Consider the following 19,145-nt stretch of genomic DNA (forward strand, 5'->3'; position numbering starts at 1 on the left):
ACCGGCTGTCGTTTCCCGGAAGGATCAGTGCCAGATGGCGTCGTCCGCGTGCACGGATGCGCTGATCGCGCTTTGCTCCTGCCCGACCTGCTCGGCACCTGCGACCGCGCCCAGCAGGGCGTTCGTCGTCGCACCGGTGGCGAGAATTTCCACAAGCGAAAGGGCGGCTATGAACGAGACGAAAGAATGCTTGACACGCACTAGTGATTCCCCCATGTGTGTAGCGACTGTCGGGGGGTTTCCCCGGGCCGCGACAAATACCCTGCCGGATCGTATGCGGTACGCGCCACAGAAGACCGGTGGTGAGAAGTGCCAGACGAGTTCTTCTCAGGCCTGATTCCGCCCATCGGTGAACTGCATGAGCGGCTGTACTCCACAGCCCTGGAGAACGGAGTTCTCAGTCCGCTGCGCGCGGCCGCCGAGCTGGACGTCGCCCAGGCGGAGGTCGAGACGGCCGTACTGGATCTCGTCGAACTCCATCTGCTGCACCCGGCCGAGGACGCCGACGACCTCGGCGACTCGGGGAAGCGGACGTACACCGCCAACAGCCCGGACGTGGCCGCGACTCATCTCAATGGGCCCGTGGAGGCCCGGATACGGCAGATGCAGCGCCAGGTCGACCAGGTCAACAGCCATGTCATGACCATGCGTACGGTGTTCGAGCGGGCCTGGCAGAGCCACTCGCTGCTGGCCACCGTGGAGCATCTGACCGAACTTGACGCGATCCGCACGGTCCTGGAACGGCTCTCGGCGACCACGCGCGCGGAGATGGCCTCCGCGCATCCCCTGCTGCCGCCGCAGGCCGTCCTGGAGGAGGGCAGACGGCGGACCGCGGAGGCGGCCGAGCGGGGCGTGCTGGTCCGCACCCTCTACCCGCACTCGGTGCTCTCGCACGCCTACATGCGCCAGCACATGGGCGCGGCCACCGAGCTGGGCATGCAGTTCCGCACAGTCGGCCACATCACCGACCGGATCATCCTCTTCGACGACACCGCCGTCATCACCGACCCGGAACGGCCCCCGGGCCAGGGCGCGCTCGTGGTCCGCGACCGCTCCCTGGTCCGCTATCTGTACCGGTCCTGGGAGAGCATGTGGAACTCCGCGCGCCCCTTCACGGCCGCGGACGTCGACCCGCCCGCCGCGCCCAAGGACGAGGTGCGCCGGGCCGTGCTGAGCATGCTGGAGTCCGGCATGAAGGACGAGATGGCCGCCCGCCGGCTGTCCATGTCCACCACGACCTACCGCCGCCACGTCTCCGAGGTCCTGCTCGAACTCGGCGCCCAGAGCCGCTTCCAGGCGGGAAGCTACGCGCGCCGGGTGGGGTGGCTCAGCGACTGAGCGGAGGAGCGGCGCGACCGGGCCGAGGATCGGCGCGAGCGGGCGGAGGAGCGGCGCGAGCGGGCGCCCCGGATGTCAGTCGTCCTCCCGGTCCTTCTCGGCCAGGTGGATCACACAGACCGCGACCGCGATGAGCAGCGCCGGGTCCGCGTCGTCGCGGACGATGTCGACGCCGTACGTCTCGCGTACGTGCAGCCAGCGCCGGGAGACGACCGCGAGGAGTTCGCCGTCGTACTCGACCGCGAACTCGCGGTCCAGGATCTTGCCGCTGACGTCGAGTTCGGTGCTGCCGTCGGCGAGCGCCACCCGGTAGTGGTTGCGCAGCAGCGACAGCCGCTTGCGCCTGATGGTGGCCAGCGGCTCGCCGTCCCGCTCGATCACCATCGTGTCGCGCAGGGCGAACATCTTCTGGTGGATGTCGATCAGGACCCGCCCGCGGGTGTCCTTCAGCTCGAAGGTGTCCCGGATCCGCATGGCCTTGCCGTCGACGAGGAAGACCTTGTTGCCCTGGTCGTCCTCGATCCAGTAGTCGTCACCGAAGCCGAGCAGCCGGTCGCGTACGAGGAATCTCATGCCGTTACCGCTTCCCCGCCGGCCGCCCCGGAACGCCATCGATGGGCCGACGGGGCACGCGCCGAGGTGACTGTCGGTGGCGGGTGGCACTCTTGAGCCATGAGCAGGTCCACGAGTGATTCCGCGGGTTCCGCACCCCGCCGCGTCCGCGTCCGCGCCCCCGAGCTGGTCGGCGAGGGCGGCTGGCTGAACACGGGCGGGCAGGGGTACACCCTCGCCGACCTGCGAGGACGCATCGTCGTCCTGGACTTCTGGACCTTCTGCTGCATCAACTGCCTGCATGTCCTCGACGAGCTGCGCGAGCTGGAGGAGAAGCACTCCGACACCGTCGTCGTGATCGGGGTCCACTCACCGAAGTTCGTCCATGAGGCGGAGCACGCGGCGGTGGTGGACGCGGTCGAGCGGTACGGCGTGGCGCATCCCGTGCTCGACGACCCCGAGCTCGCCACCTGGAAGCAGTACGCGGTGCGGGCCTGGCCGACGCTCGTGGTGATCGACCCCGAGGGGTACGTCGTCGCGCAGCACGCGGGCGAGGGCCATGTGCACGCCATCGAGCGCCTGGTGACGGAGCTGGAGGCCGAGCACGCGGCGAAGGGCACCCTGCGCCGCGGCGACGGACCGTACGTCCCGCCGGAGCCCGAGCCGACCACCCTGCGCTTCCCCGGCAAGGCGCTCCTGCTGCCCTCCGGGAACCTCCTGGTCAGCGACACCACCCGGCACCGACTGGTGGAGCTTGCGGCGGACGGCGAGACCGTCGTACGCCACATCGGCTCCGGCACGCGCGGCTTCGCCGACGGCACGGCGGACACGGCGACGTTCAACGAACCGCAGGGCCTCGCCCTTCTCGACGACGGCGCCGTGGTCGTCGCCGACACCGTCAACCACGCCCTGCGCCGCCTCGACCCCGGCACCGGCGAGGTCACCACCCTGGCCGGCACCGGCCGCCAGTGGTGGCAGGGCTCCCCCACGGCGGGCCCCGCGCGCGAGACCGACCTGTCCTCCCCGTGGGACGTGGCCGTGTGGCACGGCCTGGTGTGGATCGCGATGGCCGGTGTCCACCAGTTGTGGGCGTACGACCCGGGCGACAGGACGGTCGCGGCCGTGGCCGGCACCACCAACGAGGGCCTGGTCGACGGCCCCGGCGCCGAGGCCTGGTTCGCCCAGCCCTCCGGCCTCGCCGTGTCACTCGACGGCGAGCATCTGTGGCTCGCCGACTCCGAGACCTCCGCGCTGCGCCGGGTCGACCTCGACGGCACCGTCCACACCGCCGTCGGCACCGGCCTCTTCGACTTCGGCCACCGCGACGGCCCCGCCGGACAGGCCCTGCTCCAGCACCCGTTGGGCGTCACCGCGCTGCCCGACGGCTCGGTCGCGGTCAGCGACACCTACAACCACGCCCTGCGCCGCTACGACCCGGCGACCGGCGAGGTCACCACCCTCGCGACCGACCTGCGCGAACCGAGCGACGCGGTGCTGGTCGGCGACGACATCGTGGTGGTCGAGTCGGCCCGCCACCGCCTGACCCGCCTGCGCCTGCCGGAGGAGGCGGTCCGTGTCACCGCGGTCGCCCACCGCACCCGGCGCGCGGCGACCGAAGTGGCCCCGGGCAAGCTCGTGTTGGACGTGATCTTCCAAGCTCCCGCGGGCCAGAAACTCGACACCCGCTACGGCCCGTCCAGCCGCCTCCTGGTCTCCTCCACCCCACCCGAACTGCTCCTCGCGGGAGAGGGCGCGGCCACGGACCTCACCAGAACCCTGGAACTCAACCCTGCGGTCCCCCGAGGCGTCCTGCACATCTCGGCGATGGCGGCCTCCTGCGACGACACCCCCGACACCGAATACCCGGCCTGCCACGTGCACCAGCAGGACTGGGGAGTCCCGATCAGAGTGACCGAGGGCGCGACCAACAGACTCCCACTGATCCTCGCGGGGATGGACGAAGGTGGTTAGGGGCGCGGGGAACTGCGCGACAAGCCCCCACCGGCGGTCAGCCGAATCACAACGGGACTCGCTCAGTACTCGTCTCGCCGATGCCGGTCATCCACAACGGTCGTGGACGCCGGAGGCACGACCACCTGCCGCCGCCGTCGCGCGATACTGCTGAACGTCGTCACCCCGATCAACCCCACGATCATCAGAATGACCCCGACCAGATCCAGATTGACCCCCTGCATGTCCCAGTCCGTCGCGAACGTGAGAATCGCTCCCACGGCGATGAGGATGATGCACCCGCCGAGGCCCATGAGTGTCGCCTCCCTGTCCGGCCCGGTCGTTCCGGCCCGCACACGCGGGTACCCCCACTCCGTCCGAACTACCCCTCCAGGAACGCCACCAGCGCGTTGGCCAGCAGATGCGGGTCGTCCGCGCCGCACAACTCCCGGACGCTGTGCATCGAAAGGATCGCCACCCCGATGTCCACGGTCTTGATGCCGTGCCGGGCCGCGGTGATCGGCCCGATGGTGGTGCCGCAGGGCATGGAGTTGTTGGAGACGAACGACTGGAAGGGCACCCCGGCCCGCTCGCAGGCCGCCGCCCACACCGCCCGCCCCGAACCGTCCGTGGCATAGCGGTTGTTGACGTTGACCTTGAGGATCGGCCCGCCGTTGACGCGCGGGTGGTGCGTCGGGTCGTGCCGCTCCGCGTAGTTGGGGTGCACCGCGTGCCCGGTGTCGGAGGACAGGCACACCGTCCCCGCGAACGCCCGCGCCCGGTCCTCGTACGACCCGCCGCGCGCGAACACCGACCGCTCCAGGACCCCGCCGAGCAGCGGCCCGTCCGCGCCTGTGTCGGACTGCGAGCCGTTCTCCTCGTGGTCGAAGGCGGCGAGCACCGGGATGTACGGCAGTTCACGGGAGGACACCGCGGTCAGGGCGGCCACGCCCGCGTGCACGGACAGCAGGTTGTCCATGCGCGGTCCCGCCAGCAGCTCCTTGTCCCGGCCCAGATAGGCGGGCGCCTCCACGGAGTGCGTCATCAGGTCCCAGCCGGTCACCTCGCCCGCGCCGAGCCCCAGTTCCTCCTCCAGGAAGGCGATCAGGTCACCGTCGCGCACATGGTCGCCGAGCCCCCAGACGGGCTGGAGGTGGCGCTGCTTGTCGAGCTTGAGGCCGTCCGAGGACACCGCGCGGTCCAGGTGGATGGCGAGCTGGGGCACCCTCAGCAGCGGCCGGTCCACGTTCACCAGGCGCGTGGAGCCGTCCCGCAGGGTCAGCCGGCCGGCCAGCCCCAGGTCACGGTCGAGCCAGGAGTTCATCAGGGGGCCGCCGTAGATCTCGACGGCGACCTGGCGCCAGCCGTGCGCCCCCGCGTCCGGCAGCGGCTTCACGCGCAGGTTCGGGGAGTCGGTGTGCGCGCCGACGATCCGGTACGGCGTGTGGGGCGCCGCGCTCTCGGGGACGTACCAGGCGATGATCGCGCCGCCGCGCAGCACGTACTTGCCGCCGCTCGTCCCGTCCCAGGCGTCCGTCTCCGAGACCTGGCGGAAGCCTGCCTTCTCCAGCCGCTCGGCGGCGTTCGCCACCGCGTGGTACGGCGTGGGGCTCGCCGCCAGGAAGGACATGAGGTCGTCGGTGTGGCCGCGGTCGAAGCGGTGGGGTGCGCTCATGGGGTTCACCTTAACGACGTACGAGAGCCCGCTCCCGGCGATGGGGAGCGGGCCCTCGTGAGGACGTGTGCAGCTGTACAGATGTGTCCTAGAACGCGGCCTCGTCGAGCTCCATGAGGTCCAGCTCGACGCCCTCGGCGACCTTGCGGGCCAGGGTCACGCCGGGCAGGACGTTGGCCGCGAAGAACTTCGCCGCCGCGATCTTGCCGGTGTAGAAGGCCTTGTCCTTCTGCGAAGCCGTCTCCAGCTTCTCGGCGGCGACGGCCGCGCCCTTGAGGAGCAGGTAGCCGACGACGACGTCACCGGAGGCCATCAGCAGACGGGTGGTGTTGAGGCCCACCTTGTAGATGCTCTTGACGTCCTGCTCGGTGGCGGCGAGGTCGGTCAGCATGAGGCCGACGATCGCCTCCAGCTCGACGGCGGCCTTGGCCAGGTGCTCACGGGCGCCCGCGAGCTCCTCGCCGCCGGTGCCGAGCGCCAGGAACTTCTTGATGTCCTCGGCGAGGGAGTTGAGGGCCGCGCCCTGGTTGCGGACGATCTTCCGGAAGAAGAAGTCCTGGCCCTGGATCGCGGTGGTGCCCTCGTACAGGGTGTCGATCTTGGCGTCCCGGATGTACTGCTCGATCGGGTACTCCTGGAGGAACCCGGAGCCGCCGAAGGTCTGGAGTGACTGGGCGAGCTGCTCGTAGCCCTTCTCGGAGCCGTAGCCCTTGACGATCGGCAGGAGCAGGTCGTTCAGGGCCTCCAGGGCCTTGACGTCCTCGCCCGCCGCCTCCTTGACCTGGATCTCGTCCTGGACGGAGGCCGTGTACAGCACCAGGGCGCGCATGCCCTCCGCGTACGCCTTCTGCGTGATCAGCGAGCGGCGCACGTCCGGGTGGTGGGTGATGGTGACCTTGGGCGCGGTCTTGTCGCCGAAGGCGGCGAGGTCGGAACCCTGGACGCGCTCCTTGGCGTACTCCAGCGCGTTCAGGTAGCCCGTCGACAGCGTGGAGATGGCCTTCGTGCCGACCATCATCCGCGCGAACTCGATGATCCGGAACATCTGGCGGATGCCGTCGTGCTTGTCGCCGATCAGCCAGCCCTTGGCGGGGTGGCGGTCGCCGAAGGTCATCTCGCAGGTGTTGGAGGCCTTCAGGCCCATCTTGTGCTCGACGTTGGTGGCGTAGGCGCCGTTGCGCTCGCCCAGCTCGCCGGTCTCGAAGTCGAAGAGGTACTTGGGCACGAGGAAGAGGGAGAGCCCCTTGGTGCCGGGCCCGGCACCCTCGGGGCGCGCCAGCACGTAGTGGAGGATGTTCTCCTCCATGTCGTGCTCACCGGACGTGATGAAGCGCTTGACGCCCTCGATGTGCCAGGAACCGTCCTCCTGCTGGACCGCCTTGGTGCGGCCGGCGCCGACGTCGGAGCCCGCGTCGGGCTCGGTCAGCACCATGGTGGAGCCCCAGGTCTTCTCCACGGCGATCTTCGCGATGTGCTTCTGGACGTCGTTGCCCTCCTCGAAGAGGATGCCGGCGAACGCCGGGCCCGAGGAGTACATCCACACGGCCGGGTTCGCGCCGAGCAGCAGCTCCGCGTACGCCCAGATCAGGGAGCGCGGGGAGGTGGTGCCGCCGATCTCCTCGGGCAGGCCCAGGCGCCAGTACTCGGAGTCCATGAAGGCCTTGTAGCTCTTCTTGAAGGAGGCCGGGACCGGCGCGGTGTTGGTCTCGGGGTCGAAGACCGGCGGGTTGCGGTCGGCGTCGGCGAAGGACTCCGCCAGCTCGTTCTCCGCGAGGCGGGTCAGCTCCTCCAGGACGCTCTTCGCGGTGTCCGTGTCCATCTCCGCGAACGGTCCGGTGCCGTACACCTTGTCGCGTCCGAGTACTTCGAAGAGGTTGAACTCGATGTCGCGCAGATTCGACTTGTAGTGCCCCATGGCGACGGCTCCGTAGAGAGATCGGCGAGGCACTTGGTTCCTCGCGCTCGTTCACATACCAACAAGTAGCTACGATGATGCTACCCGTCGGTAATAAGCCGCAACCCCGATCCGGCCATCTGTGACGGTTCCCACCGGCACCGCCGGCGGCCGGTCGCGGCCCGCACGGAAGACGCCAGTGGCTGTCCGCCGCCCGCACCCCCCTCGGTACGCTTACGCCCATGTACGGCTACGACCAGAATCCTGGTGCCCAGCAGCAGTACGGCGTCCCGCCCCAGCAGCCGATGCAGGGCGGGTACGGCCAGCAGCCGCCGCTGTACCCCGAGCCGTCCCCGCCCTCGCTCGCGGACGCGGTGCGTGCCTTCACCACGGGACAGATGTCGGCCGAGGACTTCCAGCAGGTCTTCGCCACGTCCAAGGTGTACTGCCCGCGCGGCGACAACCCCGGATTCCTCGCCCTGCACAACACCCAGCAGCCGGTGATCCCCATGTTCACCTCGCTCAAGGAGCTGCGGCGGTACGCGGGCAAGGAGTCCAAGTACTTCGTCATCACCGGCGCCGAGGTGATCGACCTGCTGCCGACCGGCTACGGCTTCGTCCTCGACATGGAGGGCGAGCACCGGATGGTCTTCGACGCGAAGGCGGTCGAGCAGATGGTGGAGTTCGCGATGCGGCGGATGTACGGCTGAGCCGCCGCGACGCGGGTTCACCGCGCCAGCCGTAGCTCCAGGCCGTCCAGGACGACGTCCAGCGCGGCCGTGAACTTCGCCTCCCGCAGCGCGGCCGGGTCCGTGGTGGCCGCCTCCTGCGTCTCGCTGTGGCCCCGGGCCAGATGGCTGTGCGGCGCCGTGGCCTGCTGGACCGCGGGCAGCAGCCGGGCGATGAGGCCCGACTCGGAGTCGCCGGAGCGGGCGACCGTGGTGAGCCAGGCGGCCTCCGTGGTGCTCATGCCGATCACGTACGACATCACGGCGTCGATCGCCGTGGCCGGATTCCGGAATCCGGCGGCCGTGAACAGGGCCGCCAGCCGCTCCGAGTAGGACATGAGGTTGGGGCCGAGATAGGCGAGCCCGGCCTGTCCGAGGACCGGCGGCAGCCACGGGTGCCGCAGGGCCGTCGTACGGAAGGAGCGGGACGCCTCCGTGACGGCCCCGCGCCAGTCCGGGCCGTCCGCCGCCGGGACGTGGATCTCCGCGGCGACCTCGTCCACCGCCAGCTCCATCAGCTCGTCCTTCGTGGCCACGTGCCGGTACAGGGAGGCCGCGCCCGCGTTCAGCCGGGTGGCGAGCTTGCGCATGCTCAGGGCCTCGACGCCCTCCGCGTCCAGCATCACGATCGCCTCGCGCACGATCGCGGTCCGGCTGAGCGCGGGCTGGTCGGCCTCGCGCTGCGGACGGGCCCAGACGGAGGGGACGGGGCTCGGCTTCGTCGTCATCGCTGCTCCTTCTCCTGCGGCGCCCTTTTCGCAAGGCGCCTTCCGGCACGGTCCGACCTGCTGCGTACATCGTTCGCGTCCAGCGTACATGAATCGGGACTTGCGAACACTGTTTCCCTGTGCGTACAGTGTTCGCAACGAAGGAACGGTGTTCACGAAGCCGGAGGGGACCTGTCATGGATGCCTTGGAAACCCGCGATCCACGCCGCTGGTGGATCCTGGTCGTGCTGTGCCTCAGCTCGCTGGTGCTGGTCGTCGACAGCATGGCGCTGACCGTCGCCGTGCCCGTGATGACCGAGGAGATCGGAGCGAGCGCCCAGGACACCCAGTGGATCCTGGACTCCTACATCCTGGTCTTCGCCGGCCTCCTGCTCACCTCCGGCAGCCTCGGCGACCGGTTCGGCCGCCGCAGGGTGATGCTGATCGGACTCCTGCTCTTCGGGGCCGCCTCCCTGGCCGCGGCCTGGTGCGCCACCCCCGGTGAGGTCATAGCCGTCCGGGTCGCGATGGGAGTCGGCGGCGCGCTGATCATGCCGTCCACCCTCTCGATCCTCATCACCGTCTTCGACGAGGAGGAGCGCGGCAGGGCGATGGCCGCCTGGAGCTCGGTGGCGATGCTCGGCCTGGTCGGCAGCCCGGTCCTGGGCGGGATCCTGATCGCCCACTTCTCCTGGCAGTCGATCTTCTACCTCAACGTGCCCGTGGTGGCGCTCGCGATCGTCGCCGGTCTGGCGCTGATGCCGGAGTCCCGGGCGCCCTGGCAGAAGGCCGACCCGCTGGGCGCGGTGCTGTCAGCGGCCGGGATGACCGCCCTGGTCTGGTGGATCATCGAACTCCCGCAGCACGGCGTGTGGACGGCCGCCCTGCCGGTGGCCCTCCTGTCCCTGGCCGGCTTCGTGATCTGGGAGAACCGCACCGAGTCCCCCATGGTCCCGCTGGTCCTCTTCAAGCACCGGAACTTCAGCGGGGGTTCGCTCTCGCTGGCCCTGGTCCAGATCGGCAACGGCGGTCTGCTGCTGGTCCTCACCCAGTACCTCCAGTTCGTGCTCGGCTACTCGCCCGTCAAGGCGGGCCTCGCCTTCCTGCCGCTGGCGGTCACGGCCCTGCTCGGCAACGGCGTCGGGGTCAAGCTCGCCGCGAAGTACGGCAACCGGTGGGTGATCCTCGCGGGGATGCTGGTGATGGTGGCCTGCTTCACCCTGCTGACCACGGTCTCGGCGGACTCCGGCTTCACCGTCCCGGCGGTCGCGCTCGGACTGCTCGGCCTCGGCGCGGGTCTGGCGATGCCGGCCGCGGTGGCCGCGCTGATGGGTACCATCCCCGAGGACAAGGCGGGCGTCGGCTCGGCTCTGAACGACACCGTCCAGCAGGCCGGTACCGCGCTGGGCATCGCGATCCTCGGTTCGCTCCTGTCGAGCGGCTTCGCGGACCGGATGCCCGAGGGGACGCCGGAGCAGGCGAGGCACTCGATCGCCGGGGCGGTGGCCCTGGGGGACAGCGCTCTGGTGACGGCGGCCCGCGAGGCCTTCACGGCCTCCATGTCCACGACCTTCACGGTCAGCGCGATCGGAGTCCTGGCGGCGGCGCTGCTGGCGGCGCTGATGATGCGCGACGACCGCCGGGGGGCGGAGGGCCCGGAGGGGCCGGCCGCGCGGCCCGAAGGGGCTGACGAGATCGAAGGGGCCGAAGCGGCTGAAGGGGTCGAGGGGGCTGATCGGGAGACGGAACTCGCCGCGTGAGCCGACGCGGGGAGAGGGCGACGCCCGGAGGGAATGTCCTCCGGGCTTTTCCCGTTGGGGTGGCAGAAAGTTCAACGCTCAACTAAACTCGAAGCACAAGGAGGTACCGACATGCCAGCAGTGACTGTCGACAACCCGCTGACCCTGCCCCGCGTGGCCGCGCCGGCAGACGCGGTGGCCCGCCCCGTCCTGGGTGTGACGACGGCGCCCAGCGGCTTCGAGGGCGAGGGCTTCCCGGTACGCAGGGCGTTCGCCGGGATCCACTACCGCCACCTCGACCCGTTCATCATGATGGACCAGATGGGCGAGGTGGAGTACGCGCCGGGCGAGCCGAAGGGTACGCCCTGGCATCCGCACCGCGGCTTCGAGACCGTCACCTACATCATCGACGGGATCTTCGACCACCAGGACTCGCAGGGTGGCGGTGGCACCATCACCAACGGCGACACCCAGTGGATGACGGCCGGTTCGGGCCTGCTGCACATCGAGGCGCCGCCGGAGTCGCTGGTCATGTCCGGCGGTCTCTTCCACGGCCTCCAGCTGTGGGTGAACCTGCCGGCCAAGGACAAGATGATGGCCCCGCGCTACCAGGACATCCGGGGCGGCAACGTGCAGTTGCTGTCGACCCCCGACGGCGGCGCGCTCCTGCGGGTGATCGCCGGTGAGCTGGACGGCCACGAGGGCCCCGGGGTCACCCACACCCCGATCACGATGATCCACGCGACACTGGCGCCGGGCGCGGAGCTCACGCTGCCGTGGCGGGAGGACTTCAACGGCCTGGCGTACGTGCTGGCGGGCCGCGGTTCGGTGGGCGCGGAGCGCCGCCCGATCCACCTCGGCCAGACCGCGGTCTTCGGCGCGGGCGGCTCCCTGACGGTCCGTGCGGACGAGCAGCAGGACTCGAACACACCGGACATGGAGGTCGTCCTCCTGGGCGGCCGCCCGATCCGCGAACCGATGGAGCACTACGGCCCGTTCGTCATGAACACCCGTGAGGAACTCCAGCAGGCGTTCGACGACTTCCAGAAGGGGCGGCTGGGGACGATCCCGGCTGTGCACGGAATGACCGAGGGCGGGCTGTAGGTCCGGTACTGTACGACACAGGCCCGATGCCGCAACTTTGGTTTGCGGCATCGGGCCTGCTCTGTGCAGGCGCTACCGGACTACGGCAGTACGTAGAACGGGGCGCCGTTCGGAGTGCGCCCCACCTGGCGTACGCATTCCTGCTCGGACAGCAGCTCCAAGCTGTCCTGGACGCGGTCGGGCGAAAGCCCGGTGCAGACGGCGATCTCCTCCGCGGTGTAACCGGCGCCGCCGTGCAGCAGTGCCGGGGCCAGGTGGGCGGCCACCGCATGGACGTCCTCGGTGACGACGAGGTTTCTGGACCTCCAGTTGGCCAGGAGCTGCTGGGGTGTCAGCTCCGGGGCACGGACGGGGCGGGTGCGGTCGTCGGAGCGCCGGAGGGTCTTGGTGATGTCGCGGAGCATCTCGACGATCGTGTTCTGCTGGTCGTCGATCTGTCGTAGCGTCGCGTCCGTCCTGGCGCTGCGCGCTTCGAGTCGGACGAGCGCGTCGGTGAGTTGCTGGGGTACGGCGTAGGCAGTGGTGCCGGTGGGCTGTACAGGCGCTGGGTCCAGTGAGTAGGAGCCGTCGCGCTGGATGGTGGCGATGACTTCTGAGACCCACTCCTTGAAGGGTCGTGACGTCGGCTTTGTGCAGCCGTTGACCAACCGGATCAGGCCCTGGAGGTCCACCAGGTGCATGTCTCGGCGCCACTCCCGACCTGCGGGAATGCTGAGAACGTATCCTCCAGTTACGTTCTCAAGAATCTCTCGGTGCTCTGTCGGGACGTGGTCCGTCAGAGTTTTCCGAGGGTTGGTGTAGCCCAGCTCCTTGAGTAGGTCCACCGCCGGAAACCAGTGCGTCCCGTCCGGCATCGTCAGCCTCCGGACCCGCGCCCCCGTCGCCGCGAACACGAAGTCGTTGATGTCGATCGCGTCGGGGCGCTGTTCCTTGTTGTTCTGCTCGTCCATCGAGCATCACCTCCGCTCGGGAACGTAGGCGTCGGCTTCTGCAACTGGTGTCTGAAGAATGGCCGTTCACCCGATATAGCGAAAGAAGTATCGATTCAGTCGATGTCGCGGAGCTGTCGACGGCCCCCTGTGATCGCCTGACCCCATGCAGCTCCTCCCCACCCCCGTCCGCCGTCTGGCCGCCTGGTGTCTCGTCGTTCTGCTGGTCGCCGGGGTCGGCTATGTCGGGATCGCGTTGTGTGTGGAGTTCAGGACCGCTGTCGTGCCGGTGTTGCTGGCGTTGCTCGGGACCGCTCTGCTCGGGCCGTTGCACCGGCGGCTGGTCGGGGCCGGGCTGCATCGGTCGCTGGCCGCCGGGGTGACCTGTGTGGCGGTGGTCGCCGTTGTCGGCGGGGCCGTGTACATCGTGGTCGCCGCGCTCATCGACACCGGTGACCAGATCCTCGACTCGTTGAAGGACGCCGCCCAGGGGGTGGCCGATCACTTCGGGGCCGCCGGGACCTCGCTCGACGATCTGGCCTCCAACGCCAAGGAGTTGCTGTCCAAGTTCGGGGGGACCGCCGCCTCCGGGGTCATCAGCGGGGTGAGCGTCGTGGGCGAGAGCATCGCCATGGCCGTACTCGCGCTGCTGCTCGTGTTCTTCTTCCTGCGGGACTCCCATCTCGCCGTCACCACCCTGCGCTCTTTCGTGCCCCGCTCCTCCGGCGACCTGGTCGAGGCCATGGCGCGACGGGCGTACGGAGGGGTCGAGGGGTTCATGCGGGGGACGACCCTGATCGCCCTGATCGACGCCCTCTGCATCACCGTCGGGCTGCTGGTCCTCGATGTGCCGGGGGCCGTCGGGCTGGGCGCGCTCGTCTTCGTCGGGGCCTACATCCCCTACCTCGGCGCCTTCATCTCCGGTGCCGTCGCCGTGCTCGTCGCCTTCGCCGACCGGGGGTTCGTGATCGCGCTGTGGGCGCTCGGGGTGGTGCTCGCCGTGCAGGTCCTGGAGGGGCATGTGCTCCAGCCGATGATCCAGAGCCGGACCGTGCAGATGCATCCCGCGGTCGTCATGCTCGCCATCACCGCCGGGGCCTCCGTCTCCGGGGTCCTCGGGATGCTGCTCGCCGTACCGCTCACCGCCGCCGCCTTCGGGGTCGTGCACGAGCTGCGGGAGCGCTACTCGGAGACCTCGCCCGAGGACTCGTAGAACTCGAACCAGATGCTCTTGCCCTCGCCCCGCGGGTCGACGCCCCACAGGTCGGCCAGCAGTTCGATCAGCATCAGACCGCGGCCGGAGGAGGCCAGTTCGCCGGGGCGGCGCTTGTGGGGCAGGTCGTCGCTGGTGTCGGTGACCTCGACGCGCATCCGCCGGTCGCCCGTCTCGCCCCGGACCTCCGCGAGCAGCAGGGCGTCCGCGTCGGTGTGGACGAGGACGTTGGTCAGCATCTCGGAGAGCAGCAGGACCGCGGAGTCCACCTGGTCGGACGAGGGCCAGTCGTGCAGCAGCTCGCGCAGCTGCTGGCGGGCCACCGCGACCCGCTCCGGTTCCGCCTGGGCCACCGAGAGCATCGTGCGCCGCACCGCCGGCCGGACCGCGACCGTGTCCGGGCGGCCGCACTCCTCGCCCTGCCGGCACAGCAGCAGCACCGCGATGTCGTCCTCACGGCGGTCGGCCAGCGGACCGGTGGTGTGGTGGGAGGAGGGCCCGTGGACGGCCTGGACCAGGGCGTCGGCGAGCCCCTCCAGATCGCCGTCGTGGGTCTCCAGGATCGTACGGATGCGCTTCCAGCCGGTCTCGAAGTCATGGCCGCCGGTCTCGATCAGGCCGTCGGTGCAGAGCATCAGCGTCTCGCCGGGCTCCAGGACGATCCGGGTCGTCGGGTAGTCGGCGTCCGGGTCGATGCCCAGCGGGAGGCCGCCGTCCGTGCGGCGGGCCAGGACCGTGCCGTCGGCCATGCGGATCGCCGGGTCGGGATGGCCGGCCCGGGCCACCTCCAGGACCCCGCTGCCCGGATCGGCCTCGACGTACAGACAGGTCGCGAAGCGCGGGTCGACGACGTCCTCGTCGCCCATGCCGTGCAGGAAGCGGGAGGCGCGGGAGAGCACCGCGTCGGGGCGGTGGCCCTCGGAGGCGTAGGCGCGCAGGGCGATCCGGAGCTGGCCCATCAGCCCGGCCGCCCGCACGTCATGGCCCTGGACGTCCCCGATGACCAGGGCGAAGCGCTCTCCCCCGGGCAGCGGGATCATGTCGTACCAGTCGCCGCCGACCTGGAGGCCGCCGCCGGTCGGGACGTAGCGGGCGGCGACGGTCATGCCCGGTATCTCGGGGCCGAGCATGGGCAGCATCGAGCGCTGGAGGCCGTCGGTCAGCTCCCGCTCCGACTCCTCGACCCCGGCCCGGGAGAGCGCCTGGGCCAGCATCCGCGCCACCGTCGTCAGCACCGAGCGCTCGTCCGGGGTGAAGGCGACCGGATAGGTGAAGCCCGCCATCCACGCGCCCATGGTGCGGCCCGCGACCGTCAGCGGCAGGAACGCCCAGGACTGGCGGTCGAAGTGCCGGGCGAGCGGCCAGGTGACCGGGTAGCGCCGCTTGTACTCGTCGGGGGAGGAGAGATAGACCGCGCGGCCGGTGCGCACGACCTCGGCGGCCGGATAGTCCGTGTCCAGGGCCATGTGGGAGAAGGGGCCCTCGTCGCCGGGCTGCTGACCGTGGTGGCCGATGATCGTCAGCCGGTCGCCCTCGACGCCGAAGACGGCCAGTCCGTCGGGGCTGAAGCCGGGCATGGACAGGCCCGCGGCGACCCGCAGCACCTCGGCGGTCGAGCGGGCCTCGGCGAGGGCGCGGCCCGCGTCCAGCAGGAACGCCTCGCGGGAGCGCCGCCAGTCACCGGTGACCGCGGTACGCCCGGCCGGGGTGCCGGGGACCGGTTCGGTGACCTCCTGGAGGGTGCCGATCAGCTGGAAGGACCGCTTCTCGCGGTTGTACGACGGCTTGGAACGCGAGCGCACCACACGGATGACCCGGCCCTGCTCGTCCATGATCCTGATCCGCACCTCGGCGAGGGTGTCCTCGGCGACGGCGAGCCCGACCACGCTGATGATCTCGTTCCAGTCGACCGGGTGCAGACGGGCCCTGGCCTGGGCCTCCGTGAGCGTGGCCTGCTCGGCGGGCAGCCCGAGCAGCCGGGCCGCCTCGGCGTCGACCGTGACGAGCTCCGTGGCCGTGTCCCACTGCCACAGGCCGGTCGCGAGGGCGGTGAGGACCTCCCCCACGGCGGGCAGGGGCTCACCAGTGCGCATTGCCCCACTTTAAGAACAGGAGATCCCCGAGTGCCACTGTTCGCCGAGTCGTAATGGTGGGGAGGCGATCTCGGGGGCCCCGGTAGGCTGGGTGCTGTTTCACGTGAAACACACCCCGATCCGCGAAGGCTGGATGAACGACGATGCATCGGTACAGGTCCCACACCTGCGGCGAGCTCCGCTCCTCTGACGTCGGCACCGACGTCCGGCTGAGTGGCTGGCTGCACAATCGGCGCGACCTGGGCGGCATCCTCTTCATCGATCTGCGCGACCACTACGGCATCACGCAGCTGGTCGCCCGTCCCGGCACCCCCGCCTACGAGGCCCTCGACAAGGTGACCAAGGAGTCGACGGTCCGCGTCGACGGCAAGGTCGTCTCCCGGGGCGGCGAGAACATCAACCCGGAGCTGCCCACCGGCGAGATCGAGGTCGAGGTCGGCGAGGTCGAGCTGCTCGGCGCGGCTGCCCCGCTGCCGTTCACGATCAACGCCGAGGACGGCGTCAACGAGGAGCGGCGCCTTGAGTACCGCTTCCTCGACCTGCGCCGCGAGCGCATGCACAAGAACATCATGCTGCGCTCTTCGGTGATCGCCTCGATCCGCTCGAAGATGGTCGCGCTGGGCTTCAACGAGATGGCGACCCCGATCCTGTCCGCCACCTCCCCCGAGGGCGCGCGCGACTTCGTGGTCCCCTCCCGTCTGAACCCGGGCAAGTTCTACGCCCTCCCCCAGGCGCCGCAGCAGTTCAAGCAGCTGCTGATGATCTCCGGCTTCGACCGCTACTTCCAGATCGCGCCCTGCTTCCGGGACGAGGACGCGCGCGCGGACCGTTCGCCGGGCGAGTTCTACCAGCTCGACGTCGAGATGAGCTTCGTCGAGCAGGAGGACGTCTTCCAGCCGATCGAGCGGCTGATGACGGAGCTGTTCACGGAGTTCGGCGGCGGCCGTGAGGTCACCTCGCCGTTCCCGCGCATCCCGTTCCGCGAGTCGATGCTGAAGTACGGCTCGGACAAGCCGGACCTGCGCGCCCAGCTGGAGCTCGTCGACATCACCGACGTCTTCGAGGGCTCGGAGTTCAAGGCGTTCGCCGGCAAGCACGTGCGGGCGCTCGCGGTGCCGGATGTCTCCGCGCAGCCCCGGAAGTTCTTCGACCAGCTCGGTGACTACGCGGTCTCGCAGGGCGCCAAGGGTCTGGCCTGGGTCCGGGTGGCCGAGGACGGTTCGCTGTCCGGCCCGATCGCGAAGTTCCTCACCGAGGAGAACGTCGCGGAGCTGACCAAGCGGCTCTCCCTGGCCGCCGGTCACGCGGTGTTCTTCGGTGCGGGCGAGTTCGACGAGGTCTCGAAGATCATGGGCGCGGTCCGCGTCGAGGCCGCCAAGCGCGCCGGGCACTTCGAGGAGGGCGTCTTCCGGTTCTGCTGGATCGTCGACTTCCCGATGTACGAGAAGGACGAGGAGACCGGCGCGATCGACTTTTCGCACAACCCGTTCTCCATGCCGCAGGGCGGCCTTGAGGCCCTGGAGACCCAGGACCCGCTGGACATCCTGGGCTGGCAGTACGACATCGTCTGCAACGGCGTCGAGCTGTCCTCCGGCGCGATCCGGAACCACGAGCCGGACATCATGCTGAAGGCGTTCGAGATCGCGGGCTACGACCGCGAGACCGTCGAGGAGAAGTTCGCGGGCATGCTGCGCGCGTTCCGCTTCGGCGCCCCGCCGCACGGCGGGATCGCCCCCGGCGTCGACCGGATCGTCATGCTCCTCGCCGACGAGCCGAACATCCGCGAGACCATCTCCTTCCCGCTCAACGGCAACGCCCAGGACCTCATGATGGGCGCGCCGACGGAGCTGGAGGAGACGCGGCTGAGGGAGCTGCACCTGTCGGTGCGCAAGCCGCAGCCGAAGTAGATCGGCACAGCCGTAGCGCCCAGGGCGTGCCGCCGGATCCGGTGGCACGCCCTGTTTGCGGGCACCGGCGACGCCTCACGCGCCCTTGCTCGCAGAGTCTCGGCGGACGCGTGCAGCCCTGGTTTGCAGGTCCTGGCGATACCGTCACGCGTCCCTGGCTTGCGGGTCTCGGCAACGGTGTGCGCCTGCACGGCTCACGTCGAGGGACCGACGGGCCGGGCGACCGGAGTGCTTCGCCGGACCGCGGTGCGGCAGATGCAGGTGGCTGTGTGGCGGGTACAGGCGACCGTGTGATGTGTGCAGGTGGCTCGGAACCGACGGCGGTTCCGGGCCACTTCGTTATTCACAGCTTCTTCCGATGTTCCTGCCAGGATCTCGGCCTCTACGGTCCCTGGGCATGACGGACACTCAAGAAACCGACAGCACAGGGAAGTTGACGCGGCGCAAGGCCGTCGCGGTGGGCGCGGGAGCGGTCGCGGCGGTCGGGCTGGGGGCCGGTGCCGCGGGCGCCCTGACCGCGGGGAGAAAGCCGAAGCCCGCGGCCGGGGCCTGCTACAAGCTCACCTCGGAGACCACCGAGGGGCCCTATTACATCGACGCCGACAAGCTCCGCCGGGACATCACCGAGGACCGCGAGGGCATCCCGCTCCTCCTCGACCTCAGGGTGATCGACTCCGAGACGTGCAGACCGATCAGGAACGCGGCCGTCGACATCTGGCACTGCGACGCGGTCGGCGTCTATTCCGGCTACGAGTCCCAGGGCAACGGCGGCGGAGGCGGAGGGCCCGCGCCCACCGGGGCGCCGACCGACGTACCTACCGACGTACCTACCGACGCCCCCACCGGGACCCCCACCGGCCCTCCCCCGGGCGGCGGTCACCAGGAACCCACCGACGACACCCGCTATCTGCGCGGCACCTGGCGCACCGACCGGCACGGTCACGTCGGCTTCCGGACCGTCTTCCCGGGCTGGTACCGGGGCCGTTGTGTGCACATCCACGTCAAGGTGCACGTGGACGGTGAGTGGACGGACGCCGGGTACGAGGGCGGCCACGCCTGCCACACCGGCCAGTTCTTCTTCGACGAGGAGTCCGTCCTGGCCTCGGCGGAGCTGGAGCCGTACGCGTCCAACGAGGCCGAGCGCACCACGCTCACCGAGGACACGATCTACGACCAGAGCGGGGTCACGGGCGGGCTGCTCCGGCTGAGGTATCGCAAGGGCGACATCGGCAGGGGTGTGCGCGGGTCGATCACGGTCGGGGTGGATCCGGAAGCGACGAACGACGGTTCGTAAGAGCACCGGCTCGTAAAGGCGT

16 protein-coding genes are annotated in these 19,145 nt (G+C 70.0%); 8 read left to right on the forward strand and 8 right to left on the reverse strand.

Annotated features, from left to right (window positions below):
- Positions 1-24: 24 nt before the first annotated feature.
- Complete coding sequence (locus G3I78_RS14395) at positions 25-201, reverse strand: hypothetical protein (protein ID WP_164424285.1); 177 nt, start codon at positions 199-201, stop codon at positions 25-27.
- A gap of 108 nt (positions 202-309) precedes the next feature.
- Here G3I78_RS14395 and G3I78_RS14400 point away from each other — a divergent pair, with 108 nt between their 5' ends.
- Positions 310-1,338 (forward strand): hypothetical protein, encoded by a 1,029-nt coding sequence (locus G3I78_RS14400; protein WP_164424287.1) that lies wholly within the window; start codon positions 310-312, stop codon positions 1,336-1,338.
- Between the two features lie 75 nt (positions 1,339-1,413).
- On the opposite strand, the gene G3I78_RS14405 is transcribed toward G3I78_RS14400, so the two are convergent.
- Positions 1,414-1,911 carry an LURP-one-related family protein gene (locus G3I78_RS14405; protein ID WP_164424289.1) on the reverse strand — a complete coding sequence of 166 codons (498 nt, stop codon included), beginning with the start codon at positions 1,909-1,911 and terminating at the stop codon, positions 1,414-1,416.
- 99 nt (positions 1,912-2,010) lie between these two features.
- On the opposite strand from G3I78_RS14405, the gene G3I78_RS14410 reads away from it, so the two are divergent.
- Positions 2,011-3,861, forward strand: a complete 1,851-nt coding sequence (locus G3I78_RS14410) for an NHL domain-containing thioredoxin family protein (RefSeq protein WP_164424292.1) — start codon at positions 2,011-2,013, stop codon at positions 3,859-3,861.
- Positions 3,862-3,923: 62 nt separating this feature from the next.
- Here the strand turns inward: G3I78_RS14410 and G3I78_RS14415 are convergent, their stop codons facing one another.
- From G3I78_RS14415 to G3I78_RS14425, 3 genes are all read right to left on the reverse strand, one after another.
- Entirely contained in the window at positions 3,924-4,154 is a 231-nt protein-coding gene (locus G3I78_RS14415; protein WP_164424294.1) for a DUF6458 family protein, read from the reverse strand.
- A gap of 68 nt (positions 4,155-4,222) precedes the next feature.
- The gene (locus tag G3I78_RS14420; RefSeq protein ID WP_164424296.1) at positions 4,223-5,515 is read right to left on the reverse strand and encodes a M18 family aminopeptidase; all 1,293 of its coding nucleotides are present in this window, start codon (positions 5,513-5,515) and stop codon (positions 4,223-4,225) included.
- A gap of 88 nt (positions 5,516-5,603) precedes the next feature.
- A complete protein-coding gene (locus tag G3I78_RS14425; protein ID WP_164425254.1) occupies positions 5,604-7,430 on the reverse strand; it encodes an acyl-CoA dehydrogenase in 1,827 nt (608 codons plus the stop codon).
- Between the two features lie 221 nt (positions 7,431-7,651).
- Here G3I78_RS14425 and G3I78_RS14430 point away from each other — a divergent pair, with 221 nt between their 5' ends.
- On the forward strand, positions 7,652-8,119 hold the full coding sequence (locus tag G3I78_RS14430) for an SseB family protein (protein WP_164424298.1): 468 nt from the start codon (positions 7,652-7,654) through the stop codon (positions 8,117-8,119).
- A gap of 17 nt (positions 8,120-8,136) precedes the next feature.
- Here the strand turns inward: G3I78_RS14430 and G3I78_RS14435 are convergent, their stop codons facing one another.
- Positions 8,137-8,865: a TetR/AcrR family transcriptional regulator gene (locus G3I78_RS14435; RefSeq protein WP_164424300.1), complete on the reverse strand. Its 729-nt coding sequence runs from the start codon at positions 8,863-8,865 to the stop codon at positions 8,137-8,139.
- Positions 8,866-9,041: 176 nt separating this feature from the next.
- On the opposite strand from G3I78_RS14435, the gene G3I78_RS14440 reads away from it, so the two are divergent.
- Entirely contained in the window at positions 9,042-10,604 is a 1,563-nt protein-coding gene (locus G3I78_RS14440) for an MFS transporter (RefSeq protein WP_164424302.1), read from the forward strand.
- Positions 10,605-10,715: 111 nt separating this feature from the next.
- Positions 10,716-11,687, forward strand: a complete 972-nt coding sequence (locus tag G3I78_RS14445; RefSeq protein WP_164424304.1) for a pirin family protein — start codon at positions 10,716-10,718, stop codon at positions 11,685-11,687.
- A gap of 80 nt (positions 11,688-11,767) precedes the next feature.
- Here the strand turns inward: G3I78_RS14445 and G3I78_RS14450 are convergent, their stop codons facing one another.
- Positions 11,768-12,637 (reverse strand): Bro-N domain-containing protein, encoded by an 870-nt coding sequence (locus G3I78_RS14450; RefSeq protein WP_164424306.1) that lies wholly within the window; start codon positions 12,635-12,637, stop codon positions 11,768-11,770.
- Positions 12,638-12,782: 145 nt separating this feature from the next.
- Here G3I78_RS14450 and G3I78_RS14455 point away from each other — a divergent pair, with 145 nt between their 5' ends.
- Positions 12,783-13,829, forward strand: a complete 1,047-nt coding sequence (locus G3I78_RS14455) for an AI-2E family transporter (protein ID WP_164424308.1) — start codon at positions 12,783-12,785, stop codon at positions 13,827-13,829.
- On the opposite strand, the gene G3I78_RS14460 is transcribed toward G3I78_RS14455, so the two are convergent.
- On the reverse strand, positions 13,799-15,922 hold the full coding sequence (locus G3I78_RS14460; protein ID WP_164424310.1) for a SpoIIE family protein phosphatase: 2,124 nt from the start codon (positions 15,920-15,922) through the stop codon (positions 13,799-13,801). The genes G3I78_RS14455 and G3I78_RS14460 overlap by 31 nt on opposite strands.
- Before the next feature lie 143 nt (positions 15,923-16,065).
- Here G3I78_RS14460 and aspS point away from each other — a divergent pair, with 143 nt between their 5' ends.
- The gene (gene aspS / locus G3I78_RS14465; RefSeq protein ID WP_164424312.1) at positions 16,066-17,829 is read left to right on the forward strand and encodes an aspartate--tRNA ligase; all 1,764 of its coding nucleotides are present in this window, start codon (positions 16,066-16,068) and stop codon (positions 17,827-17,829) included.
- Positions 17,830-18,226: 397 nt separating this feature from the next.
- A complete protein-coding gene (locus G3I78_RS14470) occupies positions 18,227-19,123 on the forward strand; it encodes an intradiol ring-cleavage dioxygenase (RefSeq protein WP_164424314.1) in 897 nt (298 codons plus the stop codon).
- Positions 19,124-19,145: the final 22 nt, after the last annotated feature.

Origin of the sequence: Streptomyces sp. SID13726, from assembly GCF_010548375.1 — a bacterium.
Classification (GTDB): Bacteria; Actinomycetota; Actinomycetes; order Streptomycetales; family Streptomycetaceae; genus Streptomyces.

What these genes read in the sequence shown, in the direction of transcription:
- G3I78_RS14405 (WP_164424289.1), bottom strand. Translation starts at nt 1,911, where the DNA reads ATGAGATTCCTCGTACGCGACCGGCTGCTCGGCTTCGGTGACGACTAC.
- G3I78_RS14410 (WP_164424292.1), top strand. Translation starts at nt 2,011, where the DNA reads ATGAGCAGGTCCACGAGTGATTCCGCGGGTTCCGCACCCCGCCGCGTC.
- G3I78_RS14415 (WP_164424294.1), bottom strand. Translation starts at nt 4,154, where the DNA reads ATGGGCCTCGGCGGGTGCATCATCCTCATCGCCGTGGGAGCGATTCTC.
- G3I78_RS14420 (WP_164424296.1), bottom strand. Translation starts at nt 5,515, where the DNA reads ATGAGCGCACCCCACCGCTTCGACCGCGGCCACACCGACGACCTCATG.
- G3I78_RS14425 (WP_164425254.1), bottom strand. Translation starts at nt 7,430, where the DNA reads ATGGGGCACTACAAGTCGAATCTGCGCGACATCGAGTTCAACCTCTTC.
- G3I78_RS14430 (WP_164424298.1), top strand. Translation starts at nt 7,652, where the DNA reads ATGTACGGCTACGACCAGAATCCTGGTGCCCAGCAGCAGTACGGCGTC.
- G3I78_RS14435 (WP_164424300.1), bottom strand. Translation starts at nt 8,865, where the DNA reads ATGACGACGAAGCCGAGCCCCGTCCCCTCCGTCTGGGCCCGTCCGCAG.
- G3I78_RS14440 (WP_164424302.1), top strand. Translation starts at nt 9,042, where the DNA reads ATGGATGCCTTGGAAACCCGCGATCCACGCCGCTGGTGGATCCTGGTC.
- G3I78_RS14445 (WP_164424304.1), top strand. Translation starts at nt 10,716, where the DNA reads ATGCCAGCAGTGACTGTCGACAACCCGCTGACCCTGCCCCGCGTGGCC.
- G3I78_RS14450 (WP_164424306.1), bottom strand. Translation starts at nt 12,637, where the DNA reads ATGGACGAGCAGAACAACAAGGAACAGCGCCCCGACGCGATCGACATC.
- G3I78_RS14455 (WP_164424308.1), top strand. Translation starts at nt 12,783, where the DNA reads ATGCAGCTCCTCCCCACCCCCGTCCGCCGTCTGGCCGCCTGGTGTCTC.
- G3I78_RS14460 (WP_164424310.1), bottom strand. Translation starts at nt 15,922, where the DNA reads ATGCGCACTGGTGAGCCCCTGCCCGCCGTGGGGGAGGTCCTCACCGCC.
- aspS (WP_164424312.1), top strand. Translation starts at nt 16,066, where the DNA reads ATGCATCGGTACAGGTCCCACACCTGCGGCGAGCTCCGCTCCTCTGAC.
- G3I78_RS14470 (WP_164424314.1), top strand. Translation starts at nt 18,227, where the DNA reads ATGACGGACACTCAAGAAACCGACAGCACAGGGAAGTTGACGCGGCGC.